The 16484-nt window shown below is 30.3% G+C and carries 29 protein-coding genes; all 29 read left to right on the plus strand.

Annotation, left to right across the window (positions count from 1 at the left end):
- The first annotated feature begins 61 nt into the window (after positions 1–61).
- The 29 genes from ruvA (at position 62) to infA (ending at position 16404) form a co-directional block, all read left to right on the plus strand.
- On the plus strand, positions 62–625 hold the full coding sequence (gene ruvA, locus LPB137_RS04480; protein ID WP_076084926.1) for a Holliday junction branch migration protein RuvA: 564 nt from the start codon (positions 62–64) through the stop codon (positions 623–625).
- Positions 626–641: 16 nt separating this feature from the next.
- Positions 642–1682, plus strand: a complete 1041-nt coding sequence (locus tag LPB137_RS04485) for a D-alanine--D-alanine ligase (protein WP_076084929.1) — start codon at positions 642–644, stop codon at positions 1680–1682.
- A 2-nt stretch (positions 1683–1684) separates the two neighbouring features.
- Complete coding sequence (locus LPB137_RS04490; protein WP_076084932.1) at positions 1685–2404, plus strand: alpha/beta fold hydrolase; 720 nt, start codon at positions 1685–1687, stop codon at positions 2402–2404.
- The gene (locus LPB137_RS04495) at positions 2391–3827 is read left to right on the plus strand and encodes a Mur ligase family protein (RefSeq protein WP_076084935.1); all 1437 of its coding nucleotides are present in this window, start codon (positions 2391–2393) and stop codon (positions 3825–3827) included. Before LPB137_RS04490 ends, LPB137_RS04495 begins: the two co-directional genes overlap by 14 nt.
- 8 nt (positions 3828–3835) lie before the next feature.
- Positions 3836–4324, plus strand: a complete 489-nt coding sequence (locus LPB137_RS04500) for an HIT family protein (protein WP_076084938.1) — start codon at positions 3836–3838, stop codon at positions 4322–4324.
- 47 nt (positions 4325–4371) lie between these two features.
- Complete coding sequence (locus tag LPB137_RS04505; RefSeq protein WP_076084941.1) at positions 4372–5586, plus strand: zinc ribbon domain-containing protein; 1215 nt, start codon at positions 4372–4374, stop codon at positions 5584–5586.
- 212 nt (positions 5587–5798) lie between these two features.
- Positions 5799–6113 carry a 30S ribosomal protein S10 gene (rpsJ, locus tag LPB137_RS04510; protein WP_071627220.1) on the plus strand — a complete coding sequence of 105 codons (315 nt, stop codon included), beginning with the start codon at positions 5799–5801 and terminating at the stop codon, positions 6111–6113.
- 13 nt (positions 6114–6126) lie between these two features.
- On the plus strand, positions 6127–6702 hold the full coding sequence (gene rplC / locus LPB137_RS04515; protein ID WP_076084944.1) for a 50S ribosomal protein L3: 576 nt from the start codon (positions 6127–6129) through the stop codon (positions 6700–6702).
- Positions 6699–7310: a 50S ribosomal protein L4 gene (gene rplD, locus LPB137_RS04520; protein ID WP_076084947.1), complete on the plus strand. Its 612-nt coding sequence runs from the start codon at positions 6699–6701 to the stop codon at positions 7308–7310. The genes rplC and rplD overlap by 4 nt, the downstream gene beginning before the upstream one ends.
- Position 7311: 1 nt before the next feature.
- Positions 7312–7593, plus strand: coding sequence for a 50S ribosomal protein L23 (locus tag LPB137_RS04525; RefSeq protein WP_076084950.1), 282 nt, complete (start codon positions 7312–7314; stop codon positions 7591–7593).
- Between the two features lie 10 nt (positions 7594–7603).
- A complete protein-coding gene (rplB, locus tag LPB137_RS04530) occupies positions 7604–8431 on the plus strand; it encodes a 50S ribosomal protein L2 (RefSeq protein WP_076084952.1) in 828 nt (275 codons plus the stop codon).
- A gap of 9 nt (positions 8432–8440) precedes the next feature.
- Positions 8441–8716, plus strand: a complete 276-nt coding sequence (rpsS, locus tag LPB137_RS04535) for a 30S ribosomal protein S19 (protein WP_076084955.1) — start codon at positions 8441–8443, stop codon at positions 8714–8716.
- A gap of 3 nt (positions 8717–8719) precedes the next feature.
- A complete protein-coding gene (rplV, locus tag LPB137_RS04540; RefSeq protein WP_076084958.1) occupies positions 8720–9052 on the plus strand; it encodes a 50S ribosomal protein L22 in 333 nt (110 codons plus the stop codon).
- Entirely contained in the window at positions 9052–9750 is a 699-nt protein-coding gene (gene rpsC / locus LPB137_RS04545; protein ID WP_076084961.1) for a 30S ribosomal protein S3, read from the plus strand. The genes rplV and rpsC overlap by 1 nt, the downstream gene beginning before the upstream one ends.
- A gap of 2 nt (positions 9751–9752) precedes the next feature.
- Positions 9753–10178, plus strand: coding sequence for a 50S ribosomal protein L16 (gene rplP, locus LPB137_RS04550; protein WP_076084964.1), 426 nt, complete (start codon positions 9753–9755; stop codon positions 10176–10178).
- Complete coding sequence (gene rpmC, locus LPB137_RS04555; protein WP_076084968.1) at positions 10165–10356, plus strand: 50S ribosomal protein L29; 192 nt, start codon at positions 10165–10167, stop codon at positions 10354–10356. Before rplP ends, rpmC begins: the two co-directional genes overlap by 14 nt.
- Before the next feature lie 10 nt (positions 10357–10366).
- The gene (gene rpsQ / locus LPB137_RS04560) at positions 10367–10618 is read left to right on the plus strand and encodes a 30S ribosomal protein S17 (protein ID WP_076084971.1); all 252 of its coding nucleotides are present in this window, start codon (positions 10367–10369) and stop codon (positions 10616–10618) included.
- Complete coding sequence (rplN, locus tag LPB137_RS04565) at positions 10618–10986, plus strand: 50S ribosomal protein L14 (RefSeq protein WP_076084974.1); 369 nt, start codon at positions 10618–10620, stop codon at positions 10984–10986. Before rpsQ ends, rplN begins: the two co-directional genes overlap by 1 nt.
- Position 10987: 1 nt before the next feature.
- Positions 10988–11227: a 50S ribosomal protein L24 gene (gene rplX / locus LPB137_RS04570; protein ID WP_076084977.1), complete on the plus strand. Its 240-nt coding sequence runs from the start codon at positions 10988–10990 to the stop codon at positions 11225–11227.
- 1 nt (position 11228) lies between these two features.
- On the plus strand, positions 11229–11777 hold the full coding sequence (rplE, locus tag LPB137_RS04575; RefSeq protein WP_076084980.1) for a 50S ribosomal protein L5: 549 nt from the start codon (positions 11229–11231) through the stop codon (positions 11775–11777).
- Positions 11777–11962 carry a type Z 30S ribosomal protein S14 gene (locus tag LPB137_RS04580; RefSeq protein WP_076084983.1) on the plus strand — a complete coding sequence of 62 codons (186 nt, stop codon included), beginning with the start codon at positions 11777–11779 and terminating at the stop codon, positions 11960–11962. The genes rplE and LPB137_RS04580 overlap by 1 nt, the downstream gene beginning before the upstream one ends.
- A gap of 13 nt (positions 11963–11975) precedes the next feature.
- Positions 11976–12374 carry a 30S ribosomal protein S8 gene (rpsH, locus tag LPB137_RS04585; protein WP_076084986.1) on the plus strand — a complete coding sequence of 133 codons (399 nt, stop codon included), beginning with the start codon at positions 11976–11978 and terminating at the stop codon, positions 12372–12374.
- Between the two features lie 9 nt (positions 12375–12383).
- The gene (gene rplF / locus LPB137_RS04590) at positions 12384–12917 is read left to right on the plus strand and encodes a 50S ribosomal protein L6 (RefSeq protein WP_076084989.1); all 534 of its coding nucleotides are present in this window, start codon (positions 12384–12386) and stop codon (positions 12915–12917) included.
- A gap of 11 nt (positions 12918–12928) precedes the next feature.
- Positions 12929–13288 (plus strand): 50S ribosomal protein L18, encoded by a 360-nt coding sequence (gene rplR, locus LPB137_RS04595; protein ID WP_076084992.1) that lies wholly within the window; start codon positions 12929–12931, stop codon positions 13286–13288.
- 9 nt (positions 13289–13297) lie between these two features.
- Entirely contained in the window at positions 13298–13738 is a 441-nt protein-coding gene (gene rpsE / locus LPB137_RS04600; protein WP_076084995.1) for a 30S ribosomal protein S5, read from the plus strand.
- Between the two features lie 4 nt (positions 13739–13742).
- The gene (gene rplO, locus LPB137_RS04605) at positions 13743–14141 is read left to right on the plus strand and encodes a 50S ribosomal protein L15 (protein ID WP_076084997.1); all 399 of its coding nucleotides are present in this window, start codon (positions 13743–13745) and stop codon (positions 14139–14141) included.
- 2 nt (positions 14142–14143) lie between these two features.
- Positions 14144–15406 (plus strand): preprotein translocase subunit SecY, encoded by a 1263-nt coding sequence (gene secY, locus LPB137_RS04610; RefSeq protein ID WP_076085000.1) that lies wholly within the window; start codon positions 14144–14146, stop codon positions 15404–15406.
- 5 nt (positions 15407–15411) lie between these two features.
- On the plus strand, positions 15412–16173 hold the full coding sequence (gene map / locus LPB137_RS04615; RefSeq protein ID WP_076085003.1) for a type I methionyl aminopeptidase: 762 nt from the start codon (positions 15412–15414) through the stop codon (positions 16171–16173).
- A 12-nt stretch (positions 16174–16185) separates the two neighbouring features.
- A complete protein-coding gene (infA, locus tag LPB137_RS04620) occupies positions 16186–16404 on the plus strand; it encodes a translation initiation factor IF-1 (RefSeq protein ID WP_076085006.1) in 219 nt (72 codons plus the stop codon).
- Positions 16405–16484 lie beyond the last annotated feature (80 nt).

Here is a 16484-nt window from a genome sequence, read left to right on the forward strand (position 1 = left end):
ATAATTATATTAATTTATAGAATATTAAATTAGACGATTAGTTGTACAAAGAGAAGAATTAATGATAGTAGGCCTTATAGGTAAAATAATTAAAAAAGAACCAACATTATTAAATGTTAATGTTAATGGGATAATTTATGAAATATTTGTTTCACTAAATTGTAGTTCAAAAATTATTAGTGATGATGTGACATTAGATATTACACACATAATTAGAGAAGATTCTCAAACTTTATATGGTTTTTTAGACTCAAGTGAAAAAAAGCTTTTTGATACAGTTATCAAAATAAATGGTGTTGGACCAAAAGTTGCACTTGCAATTTGTTCAACATTTACTCCTTCATCTTTTGCGCAAATAGTAAATGAAAACGATGTTTCAATGCTAAAAAGAGTACCTGGTATTGGTCCTAAAGGTGCTAGTCGTATTTTAGTAGAACTTTCAGGAATAGTTATTGACTTAAATGCAGAAGATGATAGTAGCAGTAATTCTGCTTCTTTAGAAGCATCATTAGCTTTAGAATCATTAGGATTTAAAAAAGATGTTTTAGCAAAAGTTTTAAAAACTTGTACTTCTACAAATACAAGCGATTTAGTAAAAGAAGCATTAAAAAAATTACAAAAATAGAAATCAAGGGAATTTAATGAAAATAGCAGTAGTTTTTGGTGGGGTTAGTTTTGAACATGAAATTTCAATTGTAAGTTCAATTGCAATGAAAGATGTGTTAAGTGATGAATTAGTTTATATATTTTTAGATGAAAATAGAGACTTTTATCATATTCCAACTAACACTATTAAATCAAAATTATTTAGCTCAGGTGAGTATAAAAAATGTGATAAAGTTACTATTTCAAAAAATGGTTTCTTTAAAAAAGCAGGACTTTTAGGAAAAGATAAACCTATAGATTTTGATGTTGTTTTAAACCTTTCTCATGGTGGAGATGGTGAAGATGGTATTTTATCTTCAGTATTAGAATTTTTTAATATCCCTTTTATTGCACCAAGAACAGAAGCATGTGTTGTTAGTTCAAATAAATTTTTAACAAAAGGTTATGCTTCTTCTGTTGATGTTAAAACTATTGATTATAAATATTACACAAAAGGTGATAGTGTTACAGTTGATACTTTTCCTGTAATTGTAAAGCCAGTTAGACTTGGTTCTTCAATTGGTGTAGCAATTGTTAAAACACAAGAAGAATTAGATTATTCTTTAGATGTTGCATATGAGTTTGATAATGCAATAATTATTGAACCTTTTATTTCAGGTGTTAAAGAATACAACTTAGCAGGTACTAAAGTAAATGGTGAATTTAAATTCTCAATTATAGAAGAGCCTCAAAAAACAGAATTTTTAGATTTTGATAAAAAATATTTAGATTTTTCAAGAACTTCAAAAGCTGTAGAAGTTGATTTAGGTGAAGAATTAAATGCAAAAGTAAAAGATGCTTTTGAAAAGATTTACAATAATTTATTTGAAGGTTCAATAATTAGATGTGATTTCTTTATAGTTGATAATGAAGTTTATTTAAATGAAATAAATTCAATCCCAGGTTCTATGGCAAACTATTTATTCTCTAATTTTGATACTTTATTTAAAAGTGTTGCAACTTCATTACCAAGAAAAAAACATATTCCAGTTACTTATGAATATGTAAATAAAATTCATGCAAGCAAAGGCAAATAACTTTGGCATTAAAAAGTGTAAGTATTGATAATAAAACTTATGATATTTCTTATGAAATTGTAAATCCTTCTTGTAAAAAAGATATAGTTTTTTTACATGGTTGGGGCTCAAATAAAGATATTATGAAAAATGTATTCTCACCTTATTTAAATGATTTTAGACATATTTATATTGATATGCCAGGTTTTGGGAAAAGCTCAAATGAATACGAACTAAAAACTCAAGATTACACTAAAATTATAGATGAATTTTTAAAACTTTTAAACTCTACAAAAGATGTAATTACAGGTCACTCTTATGGTGGAAAAGTTGCTACTTCTTTAAATCCTAAAAATCTAGTTCTTTTAAGTACAGCAGGTATTTTAGAAGAAAAATCTTTTGAAGTAAAAGCTAAAATTGCAATTGCAAAATTCTTTAATGCACTTGGTTTAAAAAATATTACAAAAGTGTTCAGAAGTTCAGATGTTAATACTATGAATGAAGGAATGTATTCAACATTTAAAAATGTTGTAAATGAAGATTTCTCACAAAACTTTAAAGATTATAAAAATAATGCCTTAATTTTTTGGGGAGAAAAAGATACAGCTACATCTTTAGAATCTGGTAAAAAAATTGCATCTTTAATTGATTCATCAACTTTTATATCTTATGATGGAGATCATTACTTCTTTGTAAAAAATGCAAAAGATATAAGCGAGAGAATAGAAAATGGAATACTTTAATTTATTTACACAAATTTTATTAATTATGTGTTTAGGTTATTACCTAATCACAAACTTACAGTGGTACAACTATAAACTAGAACGAGTTGTTTTAAAACATCATAAATGGCAATGGCATATAACTTACTTTTTTACTCCTATTGTACTTTTTTATTTAATACCAACTATTTACTATTCAATATATTTTTATGTATTGTATTTAACAAGTTTTATTATATGGAATAGAAAACTTGACCGTCCTGTTGTTTTAACATCTAGAGTGAAAAGATTTCTAGCAATACTTTTATTCGCAACATTTGCAATTTCTGGTTTATGTTTAGCAAGTCCTGAATGTAATAATACCTTTGTATTTATTCCTTTAATAATCGCTTATGTAGTATCACTAGTATTAGAAAAAATATTCTTTATATCTTTTAAACATAAAGGAAAGCAAAGAGTTCATAGTATTACTGGTTTAAAAATTATTGCAATTACTGCATCTTACGGAAAAACATCAATTAAAAACTACTTACATCATGTTTTAAAGAAAAAATATAAAACATACAAAACTCCAAGATCTGTAAATACAATTGGTGGAATTGTATTAGATGTAAATAGAGATATTCCTCTTGATACACAAATATACATTGCAGAAGCAGGTGCTAGAGAAAAAGGTGACATTGAAGAAATATCAATGTTTCTTGAACCTCAAATTTGTGTGATTGGTAGTGTTGGAGAGCAACACATTGAATATTTTAAGACCTTAGATAATATTATTCATACAAAAATGGAACTTTTAAAATCTCCTCGAATGCAAAAAGGTTTTGTTCACGAAAGTGTACCTATTAAAGATTATGAAACTATTACAAAATTTCCAAATAACTTACATATTACAAAAAGCTCACTAGATGGCATTTGGTTTGATGTGGAAGTAAATGGTAATTTAGAACATTTCCATGCACCAATTCTTGGAAGTTTTAATGCAATTAATTTAACAGCAGTAATATTAGTTGCTCATGAATTAGGTATGAGTATTGATGAGATTAAACTTGCACTAAAATCTTTACCTCAAGTTGAACATAGATTACAACTTATAAAAGCAGGTGGAAAAGTAATTGTTGATGATTCTTTTAATGGAAATTTAGAAGGAATGCTTGAAGCTGTAAATATCTGTTCTACTTATGAAGGTAGAAAGGTAATTATAACGCCAGGTTTAGTTGAATCAACAGATGAAGCAAATATCTTACTTGCAAAAGAAATAAACGAAAAATTTGATTATGTAATTTTAACAGGAAGTTTAAATACTCAATTATTAAGTGCACACATAGATTCACAAAAAATATTTATTTTAAAAGATAAAGCTTTAATGGAAAATACCTTGGCTGAGCAAACACGAGTAGGGGATCTAATACTTTTTGCAAATGATGCACCAAACTTTATATAGGATATAAAATGGAACACTTATATGCACCATGGCGATATGAATATGTTAGTGAAGAAAAAATTGAAGGATGTATTTTTTGTCATATATCTAAAAATATAGATGATGAAAAACTTCAAGTTCTTTTTAGTGATGAATTTTGTTATGTTGTTATGAATAAGTTTCCATACTCACCAGGTCATATGATGGTTATTCCACACTTTCACACAGATAAAATTGAAGAACTAGATGATAATACTTGGAACGCTATGAGTGTAAGAGTAAGACAAGGGGTAAAGCTTTTAAAAGATGTTATGTCTTGTGAAGGTGTAAATATTGGTATGAATCTTGGAAAAGCAGCAGGAGCTGGAATTGAACAGCATGTTCACTATCATATGCTTCCTAGATGGCTTGGCGATACAAATTTTATTACTTCAATTGCAACAGCTAGAGTTTATCCTGCAAATTTTGACGAAATTTATACAAAGTTAAAATCTAAATCAAATAAATATTTTATTTAATCAATTATGTAGTAAAATTCTAAATTATTAATTTAGGATTTATATCTATGAAAAACTCACTTAAAAACTTTTATAAGAACAACTTTACTTATTCAGGAAAAGAAAAACTATCAAAACTAACAATATTATTTATAATACTTCTTAATATATTTGTTTTTATAACAATTGGATTAGGAATTGATTTTCAAATAAAAGTTTTAAATAATCCAAATACATCTTTTTCTTCACAGTGTAGAAATATTCTAAACTCTAAAAGTCTAAACGATTACAATAATTATATTTTTATGTCAGGAACATACAATAGTAAATATCAAAGTATTAAAAATTTAGAAATTGATGAGAGGTGTACTACTATTATTGATACTAAATTAGATGCAGTTAAAAAAGAGCATAATATTAAAGTATTAAGACAAAATGAAAGAATACTAAATAACAAGCAAAATAAGATAAATAATGAATTATCGTATTTAAGAGAAAATTATAATACAGTATTATTTGAAAAAATGTCGGCACAAAAATCTGATAAATCAATTATAAAAGATGATATCTCATCTGAGAATATAAAAGAAAAATACAACTCGTACTTAGAAGAAAATGAAAAGTTAAAAAAAGAAAAGCAAAATATCAGAAAGGAATTTACTGATTCTAAAAGTGTAAAAGAATTAAATGCCTTTGTTAACATTAATAAAAAACAAATATTAGATGATTATAAAACTCAAAGTAAATCTTACGCACTTAAAAAAGAGTTAATTACATTAATATTTTTATTACCACTTTTTTTATTGTCATTTTATATAATGAAAAGGTATTTAAAGAATGAAAAATACACATTATATGTAATGTTCAAAAACATTGTAGTAGTTATATTAATTCCAATAGTTATTTCTGTATTAACTCTAATTTATATGTTACTACCAAAAGTCTTTCTTGAAAAAGTATTAAAATTCTTTTATGAAATAGAAGTACCTTTTGTAGTGTATTATTTTGCAATTGCTTTTTTTGTATTTGTTTTTGGATATTTAATAGTAAAAATTCAAAAAAGATTTAGAGAAAATCAGAAAAAACTAGAAGAAAATTCTATTTCAAATACTGAAAGTTATAACAAAAGTATTTGTTTTAAATGTTCTAATAAAGTAGACTACTTAAATATGAGCTTTTGTCCATGTTGTAAAAATGAATTAAAAGTTAAATGTCCTAATTGTAATAAGGAAACGATAAAGAATTTGAAGCATTGTTATAATTGCGGTAATGATCTAAAATAAATAGTTGAACTTAAGTTTTAAACTTATTACTAACTTAAAAACATATTCAAAATACAATAGTTATCCTTTTTAAAAGGAAATAAATTAGTGCTTTTTCAATACAAAACCCCATTATACTTGACATTTAATCCCATTTAAGTTATAATCCGCGTCCATAAAAAGGGTTAGAGTGCGATTTATCGTGTATCTAACGAGTTCTTTAAAGGAAAAAAATGGAAAAAATTAGATTAAAGTTAAAAGCTTACGATCACAGAGTTTTAGACAGAAGTGTTGCTTCAATAGTTGAAGCTGTTAAGAGAACTGGTGCTGAGTTGAGAGGTCCTATACCTTTACCAACAAAGATTAGAAGATATACAGTTCTAAAAGGTCCTCACGTTAATAAGGATTCTAGAGAGCAATTTGAAATCAGAGTTCATTCAAGAATGATTGATATTATAGCTGCAACTCCAGATACAGTAGATTCATTAATGAAACTTGACTTAGCTCCAGAAGTTGATGTTGAAGTTAGATCTATGGGTCAAGAATAAGAAAGGGTAATAAATGGAATTTATCGTAGAAAAAATTGGTATGAGTAGAACTGTTTCAGTTCCTGCTGTTCCTGTTACACTTTTAAGAGTTCTTGATACTAAGGTATGTGAAGTGACTGACGGTGTAGCATTTGTTTCTTATGCATCTGGTAAAAAGATGAATAAAACAATTGAAGGGCAACAAAAGAAATTCGACTTATCTAAAGAGTTTAACAGATTTGCAACTTTAGAAGTAGCAAACACTGAAGCTGGTGATTTAGATGTAAGTGGTTTATCAGAAGCAAAAGTATTAAAAACAACTTTTAACACTAAAGGTAGAGGTTTCTCTGGTGTAGTTAAAAGATGGAACTTTGCAGGTGGTAGAGCATCTCACGGTCATAGAATGGGTAAAAGAACTGGTTCAATTGGTAATGCTGAATGGCCAGGTAGAGTTCAACCAGGTAAGAAAATGCCAGGACAATACGGAAATACAACTGTTAGCGTTAAAAATGATGTAGTATCATTTGATGCAGAAACTGGAATTTTAGTAGTAAAAGGTTCAGTATCTGGTGCAAACGGTAGATTAGGAAAAGTAAAGGTTGCTAAATGAGTAATGCAATAGTATTAAATGACAAATTTGAAGCTAATGGTGATGTAGCATTACCAGCTAAGTTTGCTGAGATTAACTCTCACAACTTATATTTATATGCTAAATCATACTTAGCAGCTCAAAGAGCAAATACTGCTAGAGTTAAAAATAGATCAGAAGTTAGAGGTGGTGGTAAAAAACCTAAAGCTCAAAAAGGTTCTGGTGGTGCTAGATGGGGTTCTAAAAGATCTCCTTTATTCGTTGGTGGGGGTCAAGTTTTTGGTCCTACTAAGAGAAACTATGTACAAAAAGTAAATAAAAAACAAAAAGCTTTAGCATTAAGTTTTGCCTTAAATGCACAAGCTGAAAATGGTTCTTTATTTATAACTGATTCAATTACAGTTGAATCTGGTAAAACAAAAGACGCACTAGCGATTTTAAACAAATTAAACCAAAGAGATACTCTAGTTGTAGTTGATACAATTGATGAGAAAACATACTTAGCGTTTAGAAATGTTAAAAATTGTTACATGATTGAAAAGCAAGAAGTTAACGCTTATTTAATTGCAGCATACCATTCAGTACTAATTGAAAAATCAGTATTTGAATCATTAACAAAAGAGGCTTAAGATGGCAGATATAACAGATATTAAAGCAATATTATATACAGAAAAAACGATTGAGCTTCAAGAAAATGGTGTAATCGTTGTTCAAACTAGTCCAAGAATGACTAAGAATGGACTAAAAGAAGTATTTAAAGAATATTTTGGTGTTACTCCATCAAAAGTTAATTCTTTAAGACAAAATGGAAAAGTTAAAAGATTTAAAGGGAAATTAGGTGCTAGACCAGATTTCAAAAAATTCTATGTAACATTACCAGAGGGCGCTGAAATAGCGAACCTTTCAGCTTAAGGAGATATGAATGGCAATTAAAAAATTTAGACCAATAACTCCTGCAAGAAGATTTATGTCTGTAATGGATACTTCTGATATTACTTCTAAACCAACAGTTAGATCTTTACTTGTAAGAGTAAAAGCTGCAGCTGGTAGAAATAATAACGGTAGAATCACTTCTAGACACAAAGAAGCAGGTGCTAAGAAATTATATAGAATTATTGATTTCAAAAGAAATAAATTCGGTGTAGAGGGTACTGTTTCAACTATTGAGTACGACCCATACAGAAACTGTAGAATTTGTTTAGTAACTTATGCTGATGGTGATAAAAGATATATCTTACAACCTTCTGGTTTAAAAGTTGGTGCTAAAATTCAAGCTGCTGAGTCAGGACTTGATATTTTACCAGGTAACGCAATGAGATTAATCAATATTCCAGTTGGTACTATGGTTCATAACATTGAAATGAAACCAGGTAAAGGTGGACAAATCGCTAGATCTGCTGGTGGATATGCTCAAATCATGGGTAGAGAAGATAAGTATGTTATTCTTAGACTTCCTTCAGGTGAAATGAGAAAAATTCTTTCTGTTTGTATTGCAACAATTGGTATTGTTGGAAATGAAGACTTCTCTAATATGGTTATCGGTAAAGCTGGTAGACAAAGACATTTAGGTAAGAGACCACAAACAAGAGGTTCTGCAATGAACCCAATTGATCACCCGCATGGTGGTGGTGAAGGTAAAACTAACTCTGGAAGACATCCTGTTACTCCATGGGGTATGCCAACTAAAGGTTATAAAACTAGAAAGAAAAAAGCTAGTGATAAACTAATCATTTCAAGAAAAAAGAAGTAAGGGTTTAAGATGTCAAGATCAATAAAAAAAGGTCCATTTATAGACGCACACTTATTAAAGAAAGTTCAAAAAGCTGTTGAAGCTAATGATAAAAAACCAATCAAAACTTGGTCAAGAAGATCTATGATCTTACCAGATATGATTGGACTTACTTTTAATGTGCACAATGGAAGAAACTTCGTTCCTGTAAATGTTACAGAGAACCATGTTGGATATAAATTAGGTGAATTTGCACCTACTAGAACGTTTAAGGGCCATAAAGGTTCTGTTCAAAGAAAGGCGTAATTGATGGCAAGAGCAATATTAAAATTTATTAGACTTTCTCCTACAAAAGCAAGATTAATTGCTAGAGAAGTTCAAGGTATGAATGCTGAATATGCAATCGCATCATTAGAATTTACTCCTAACAAGGCTGCTGGAATTATTTCTAAAGTAATTGCATCTGCTGTAGCAAATGCAGGTTTAGAACCAGAAAATGCTGTTATTACTTCTGCAAGAGTTGATAACGGTCCAGTTCTTAAGAGATTTACTCCAAGAGCAAGAGGAAGTGCTTCTCCAAAGCATAAACCAACTGCACATATTATGATTGAAGTAGCTGCTGCTGAAAAAGGAGACAAGTAATGGGTCAAAAAGTTAATCCAATAGGTTTAAGATTAGGTATCAATAGAAACTGGGAATCAAGATGGTTTCCAAAATTTTCTACAATGCCAGCAAACGTTTCTGAAGACGATAAAATTAGAAAATTCATTAAAAAAGAATTATACTATGCAGGTGTTGCATCTACTATCGTTGAAAGAACTGCTAAAAAAATTAGAGTAACAATCGTTGCTGCTAGACCTGGTATCGTTATCGGTAAAAAAGGTGCAGACGTTGAGAAATTAAAAGCTAATCTTTCTAAATTAGTTGGAAAAGAAATTGCTGTTAATATTAAAGAAGAGAGAAAACCACAATTATCTGGTCAACTTTCAGCTGAAAATGTTGCACAACAATTAGAAAGAAGAGTTGCATTCAGAAGAGCTATGAAAAGAGTTATGCAAAATGCACTTAAAGGCGGAGCTAAAGGTATTAAAGTTTCTGTTTCTGGTAGACTTGGTGGAGCTGAAATGGCTAGAACTGAGTGGTATTTAGAAGGTAGAGTTCCTTTACATACATTAAGAGCTAGAATTGATTACGGTTTTGCTGAAGCTCATACAACTTACGGTTGTATTGGTATTAAAGTTTGGATCTTCAAAGGTGAAGTACTTGCTAAAGGTATTCCAGCTGAAAAAACTGAAGAAGAAAAACCAAAAAGAAGACCACAAAAGAGAAGAGGTAAATAATTATGTTAATGCCTAAAAGAACTAAATATAGAAAAATGATGAAGGGTCGAAATAGAGGTAAAGCTTCTAGAGGAACTTCATTAGCATACGGTGATATCGGTCTTAAAGCTGTTGAGCACGGAAGAATTGATTCTAGACAAATCGAAGCTTCAAGAGTTGCAATGACAAGAAAAGTTAAAAGACAAGCTAAAGTTTGGATTATGGTATTCCCTGACAAGCCTCTTACTGCTAAACCATTAGAAACAAGAATGGGTAAAGGTAAAGGTGCAGTTGATAAATGGGTAATGAATATCAAGCCAGGTAGAATTTGTTTTGAAATGGCTGGTGTTAGTGATGAGTTAGCAAGAGAAGCTTTAACTTTAGCAATGCACAAATTACCATTTAAAACAAAAATTGTAACAAAAGATAGCGAAAATGAACTATACTGATTTAAAAGACAAAAGCTTACAAGAGCTTACGGAATTATTAAAAGAAAAAAAGGTGCTTCTTTTTGAATTAAAAGCTAAGCTAAAAACTATGCAGTTAACAAACACTTCTGAATTAAGAGTGGCTAAAAAAGATATCGCTAAGATTCAAACAGCAATTACTGCAGCAAAAGCTAACTAAGGATCTATAGATGACACATAAAAGAGAGATTCAAGGTGTAGTGGTAAAAATTTCTGGAGACAAAACAGCTTCTGTTTTAGTTACTAGACAAGTTATTCACCCAAGATACCACAAAATGGTAAAAAGATTTAAAAAATATTTAGTTCATGACGAAAGAAATGAATTAAAACTTGGAGATAAAGTTGTAGCTGTTGAGTGTAGACCTTTATCTAAAACTAAATCTTTTAGATTAAAGACGATTGTATCTACAGGAGCTAACTAATGATTCAAAGTTTTACTAGATTAAATGTAGCTGATAATACAGGTGCAAAACAGATCATGTGTATTAAAGTTCTTGGTGGATCTAAGAGAAGATACGCAACTGTTGGTGACGTTATCGTTGCTTCAGTTAAGAAAGCTTTACCAACTGGTAAAGTTAAAAAAGGTCAAGTTGTTAAAGCAGTAGTTGTTAGAACACATAAAGAAGTTCAAAGAGAAAATGGTTCTTTAATTAGATTTGATGATAACGCAGCAGTTATCTTAGATGCTAAAAAAGATCCTATTGGAACAAGAATTTTCGGACCAGTTGCTAGAGAAGTTAGATATTCAGGTTTCATGAAAATCGTTTCACTTGCACCGGAGGTATTATAATATGGCAATTAAATTAAAAATCAAAAAAGGTGATACTGTAAAAATTATCGCTGGAGATGATAAAGGTAAAACTGGAGAAGTTATTCAAGTATTACCTTCTAAGAGACAAGTAATCGTTAAAGATTGCAAAGTAGCTAAGAAAACTGTTAAACCTGATCAAGAAAAAAACCCAGATGGTGGTTTTGTTAATAAAGAGATGCCAATGGATATCTCTAATGTAACTAAAGTAGAAGGTGAGTAAGATGGCAGCAAGATTATTAGAAAGATATAAAGCAGAAATTAAACCAGTTTTAGAAACAGAGTTCCCAAAGAACAAAATGTTAACTCCTAAGTTAGACAAAGTAGTTATCTCTGTTGGTGCTGGTGAAGCAATGAAAGATAGTAAATTAATGCAAAACATTCAAGATACTATCTCTTTAATAGCTGGTCAACAAGCTGTTAAAGTTATTGCAAAAAAATCTGTTGCTGGATTTAAAGTAAGAGAAGGTTACCCTGTAGGAGTAAAAGTTACTTTAAGAGGTGAACAAATGTACACATTCTTAGATAAACTTTGTTCAATCGCATTACCAAGAGTTAAGGATTTTAGAGGACTTAACAGAAATGGTTTTGACGGTAGAGGAAACTTTAACTTTGGTTTAGACGAACAATTAATGTTCCCAGAAGTTGTATATGATAACATCATCACAACTCACGGTATGAATATTTCAGTTTCTACAACTGCAACTAATGATGCTGAAGCTTTCAGATTATTAGAGTTAGTAGGAATTCCATTTACTAAAGGAAGAGCGTAATGGCAAAGAAATCTATGATTGCAAAACAACAGAGAACTCCTAAGTTCTCTTCAAGAGCATATACAAGATGTTCTGTTTGTGGTAGACCTCACTCTGTTTACAGAGATTTTGGTTTATGTAGAGTTTGTTTAAGAAAAATGGCTAACGAAGGTTTATTACCTGGTGTTAGAAAAGCTAGTTGGTAGGAGAATTTAAGCTATGATGAATGATATAATCGCAGATGCTTTAACAAGAATTAGAAATGCAGCTCTAAGAAAATTAGATGTTGCAACATTATTACACTCAAACACTGTAGTTGGCGTTTTAAACGTTTTATTACAAAAAGAGTATATTACTGGATTCAAAGTTATTGACGGTAAAAACAACAAAAAGACAATTCAAGTTGAATTGAAGTATGATGACAATGAAAAATCAGTAATTAATGAAATTACTAGAGTTTCTAAGCCTGGAAGAAGAGTTTACAAAAACGCTTCAGAAATTAAAAGCTTTAAAAATGGATACGGTACAATCATCGTTTCTACTAACAAAGGTGTAATTGCTAACGATGAAGCATTTGCAGCTAAAGTTGGTGGCGAAGTTCTTTGTACTGTATGGTAGGGAGTAATAATGTCTAGAATTGGTAAAAAACCTATCGCAATTCCAGCTGGAATTGAAGTATCAGTTAATGGTACTGTTATTGATGTAAAAAAAGGGAACAAAGTTTCTTCAGTTGAAACTCATGGTAGAGTTGGAATTGAAGTTGCTGAAGGTAACGTAGTACTTTCTAGAGTTGGAGAAACAAAAGAATCTTCAGCTTTCTGGGGAACTTATAGAGCTTTATTAAGCAATGCAATTGATGGATTAGCTACAGGTTTTCAAAAATCTTTAGAAATCAATGGTGTTGGTTATAGAGCTGCTGTTAAAGGTAAAGTTTTAGAACTACAATTAGGTTATTCACACCCAATTAATTTCGAAATCGAAGAAGGTTTAGAAATTACTGTTGAGAAAAACTTAATTCACGTAAAAGGTGCTGACAAACAACAAGTTGGTCAAGCTGCTGCAATTATTAGAGGCTACAGAAAACCAGAACCGTACAAAGGTAAAGGTGTGAAGTATACTGACGAGCATATCGTTAGAAAAGCCGGAAAAACAGCTAAGTAAGGTATGACACTATGAGTAGAGCAAAAGATTTAGCAAAAAAGAATTCATTAAGAATTAAAAGAAAAAAAAGAGTTAGAGGAAATATTTTTGGAACAGCAGAGTTACCAAGAGTTTCTTTCTTTAAATCTAATAAGTACATTAGTGCGCAAGCAATTAATGATGTTGAAGGTAAAACTTTAGCAGCAGTTAGTTCTCAAACAATGAATTTAAACGTGAATAAAGAAAATGCAGGAAAAGTAGCAGCAGAATTTGCTGGAACTTTAAAAACTGCAGGAATTGATACAGTAGTATTTGACAGAAATGGTTACCTTTATCATGGTGTTGTTGCAGCATTCGCTGACGCACTTAGAGATAACGGTATCAAATTATAAGGGTTAATGATGGCAATTAATAGAGAAGACTTTGAAGAAGCAATCGTTAAAATTGGTAGAGTTACAAAAGTTGTAAAAGGTGGTAGAAGATTTAGATTTACTGCTTTAGTTGTTGTAGGTGACAAAAAAGGTACTATTGGTTTTGGAACTGGTAAAGCTAAAGAGGTTCCTGATGCTATTAAAAAAGCATTAGATGACGCTTTTAAATCTTTAATCAAAGTTAATATTCATGGTACTACAATTGCTCATGATATTGAACATAAATATAATGCAAGTAAAATCTTACTTAAGCCTGCATCTGAAGGTACAGGACTGATTGCTGGGGGAGCTGCTAGACCAGTTCTTGAGCTTTCAGGAGTAACAGATATTATTGCGAAATCTTTAGGTTCAAATAATCCAAATAACTTAGTACAAGCTACTGTTGAAGCATTAGCTAGAATTAAAGGATAGATTTATGGCATTAAATAATTTACAACCAGCACCAGGTAGTACTAAAAATACTAAAAGAGTTGGTAGAGGTCAAGGTTCAGGAATGGGTAAGACTTCTACTAGAGGTCAAAAAGGTCAAAAATCTAGATCTGGATATAAAATCAAGAGACATTTTGAAGGTGGGCAAATGCCTATCCAAAAAAGAATGCCAAAAATTGGATTCTTTTCAAGAGTTGCAAAACCTTATTCTATCAATGTTGATAAAATCAAGCAAGTTGCAGCTTTAGAAGAAATTACAGTTGAGTCAATCAAGTCTGTATATAAATTATCTAAATCAGTTGTGAAAGTTAAATTAGTTGGATCAACTGCTAAAGATTTAGCATCAAAGATTAAAGACGAAAACGTTACAACTACTGGTAACTAACCATGAGTAAAGATCTAATAAATAAGATTCTTATCACATTAGGTTTTATATTTCTTTACAGGTTATTGGCATACGTGCCAGTACCTGGGGTTAATATAGACGTAGTAAAAGAATTCTTCGATTCAAATGCAAACAATGCATTAGGTCTTGTTAATATGTTCAGTGGTAATGCAGTTGAAAGACTGTCTATCATATCACTTGGAATTATGCCTTACATTACAGCTTCAATTATTATGGAATTACTTGCAGCTACTTTCCCCGCACTTGGTAAAATGAAAAAAGAACGAGATGGTATGCAAAAATATATGCAAATCATTAGATACGCAACTATTGTTATTACATTAATTCAATCAATTGGTGTTTCAATGGGTCTTAATTCACTAACAGGTCAAAGTGGTCAAAGTGCTATTTCTATAGATATGGATACATTTGTTGCTGTTTCATCAATTTCGATGTTAACTGGTACTATGCTTCTTATGTGGATTGGTGAACAAATCACACAAAAAGGTATAGGAAATGGTATTTCATTAATTATCTTCGCTGGTATTGTATCTGCAATTCCTAGTGCAATTGGTGGTACTATTGATTTAGTTAATAATGGACAAATGAACTTCTTAACAGTTATTGCTATTGTTGTTATTATTTTAGCAACAGTTGGTGCAATTATTTATGTTGAGTTAGGTGAAAGAAGAGTTCCAGTTTCATATTCAAGAAAAGTAATGATGCAAAACCAAAATAAAAGAGTTATGAATTATATTCCTATTAAGGTTAACCTTGCAGGTGTTATTCCAGCTATTTTTGCTTCGGCGATTTTAATGTTCCCAGCTACTATTTTACAAGGTTCTCAAAATGAGTATCTTTTAATCGTTGCTGATTACTTAAGTCCTGCATCATATACGTTTAATGTATTTATGTTTTTATTTGTTGTTTTCTTTGCATTCTTCTATGCATCGATTACCTTTAATGCAAAAGATATTTCAGAGAATTTAAAAAAGCAAGGTGGATTTATTCCTGGTATTAGACCAGGAGCAGGTACAGCAGAATTTTTAAATGAAACTGCAAGTAGATTAACATTCTGGGGTGCAATTTATTTAGGATTAATTTCAACTGCTCCATGGCTTATTGTTAAAGCTATGGGTGTACCTTTCTACTTTGGAGGGGTTGCTGTACTAATCGTTGTACAAGTTGCTATTGATACTATGAGAAAAATTGAAGCACAACAATATTCAAATAAATATGAAACGCTTAGTGCGGTTGGTCTATAAATATTATGGCAATCCCATTAAGAAAAGCAAATGAAATTGAAAAACTTCGCACTGCAAATATTGCAGTTGCGAAGACTTTAAACCATTTAGCGCAAAACGTTAAAGCTGGTATGACTTTGAAAGAAGTTGATGCCATGGGTGAAGCATTTTTAGATAATTTAAATGCTAGACCATCTTTTAAGGGCTTATACGGTTTTCCTGCTGCTATTTGTACTTCATTAAATGAAGTAATCATTCATGGTATTCCATCAGATGTAGTTTTAAAAGAAGGAGATATCTTAGGTATCGACATTGGAACTGAAATTGATGGTTGGTATGGTGATGCTGCTATTACAATGCCTATTGGTAAAATATCAAAAGAAGATGAAGATTTAATTGCTTGTGCAAAAGATTCTTTATATCACGCTATTGATTCTATTCATGAAGGTATGAGATTCAAAGAACTTTCAAAATTGATAGAAGATTTTATTGTAAGCAGAGGTTATCAACCGCTTGTTAGATTCTGTGGACACGGAATTGGAAAAAAACCTCATGATGAACCTGAAATACCTAATTATATTGGGAATGGAAGTACTAAATCTGGTCCAAAAATAAAAAACGGAATGGTTTTTTGTTTAGAACCAATGATTTGTCAAAAGGAAAGAGAACCAGTTATTTTAGATAATAAATGGGATGTTGTTTCTGAAGATGGATTAAGAGGTAGTCATTATGAGCATACAGTTGCCGTTGTAAACGGAAAAGCAGTAATATTAAGTACAGTAGACTAGGGAGATAGTAAATTGGCAAAAGATGATGTAATTGTAATTGATGGTAAAGTAACAGACGCACTACCAAATGCAATGTTTAAAGTAGAATTAGATAACGGTCATAATGTATTATGTCATATCTCAGGAAAAATGAGAATGCATTATATTAAAATATTACCAAATGATAAAGTAAAAGTAGAAATTACTCCTTACTCTTTAGATAAGGGTAGAATCACTCACAGATATAAGTAATTATATCTTTTTAAATAAGGAATTCGTTCCTTATTTAATTTCTTCAAAAATAAATAATCTACAATATAAAAATTCAAATT

The organism is Poseidonibacter parvus, assembly GCF_001956695.1.
Lineage (GTDB): Bacteria > Campylobacterota > Campylobacteria > Campylobacterales > Arcobacteraceae > Poseidonibacter > Poseidonibacter parvus.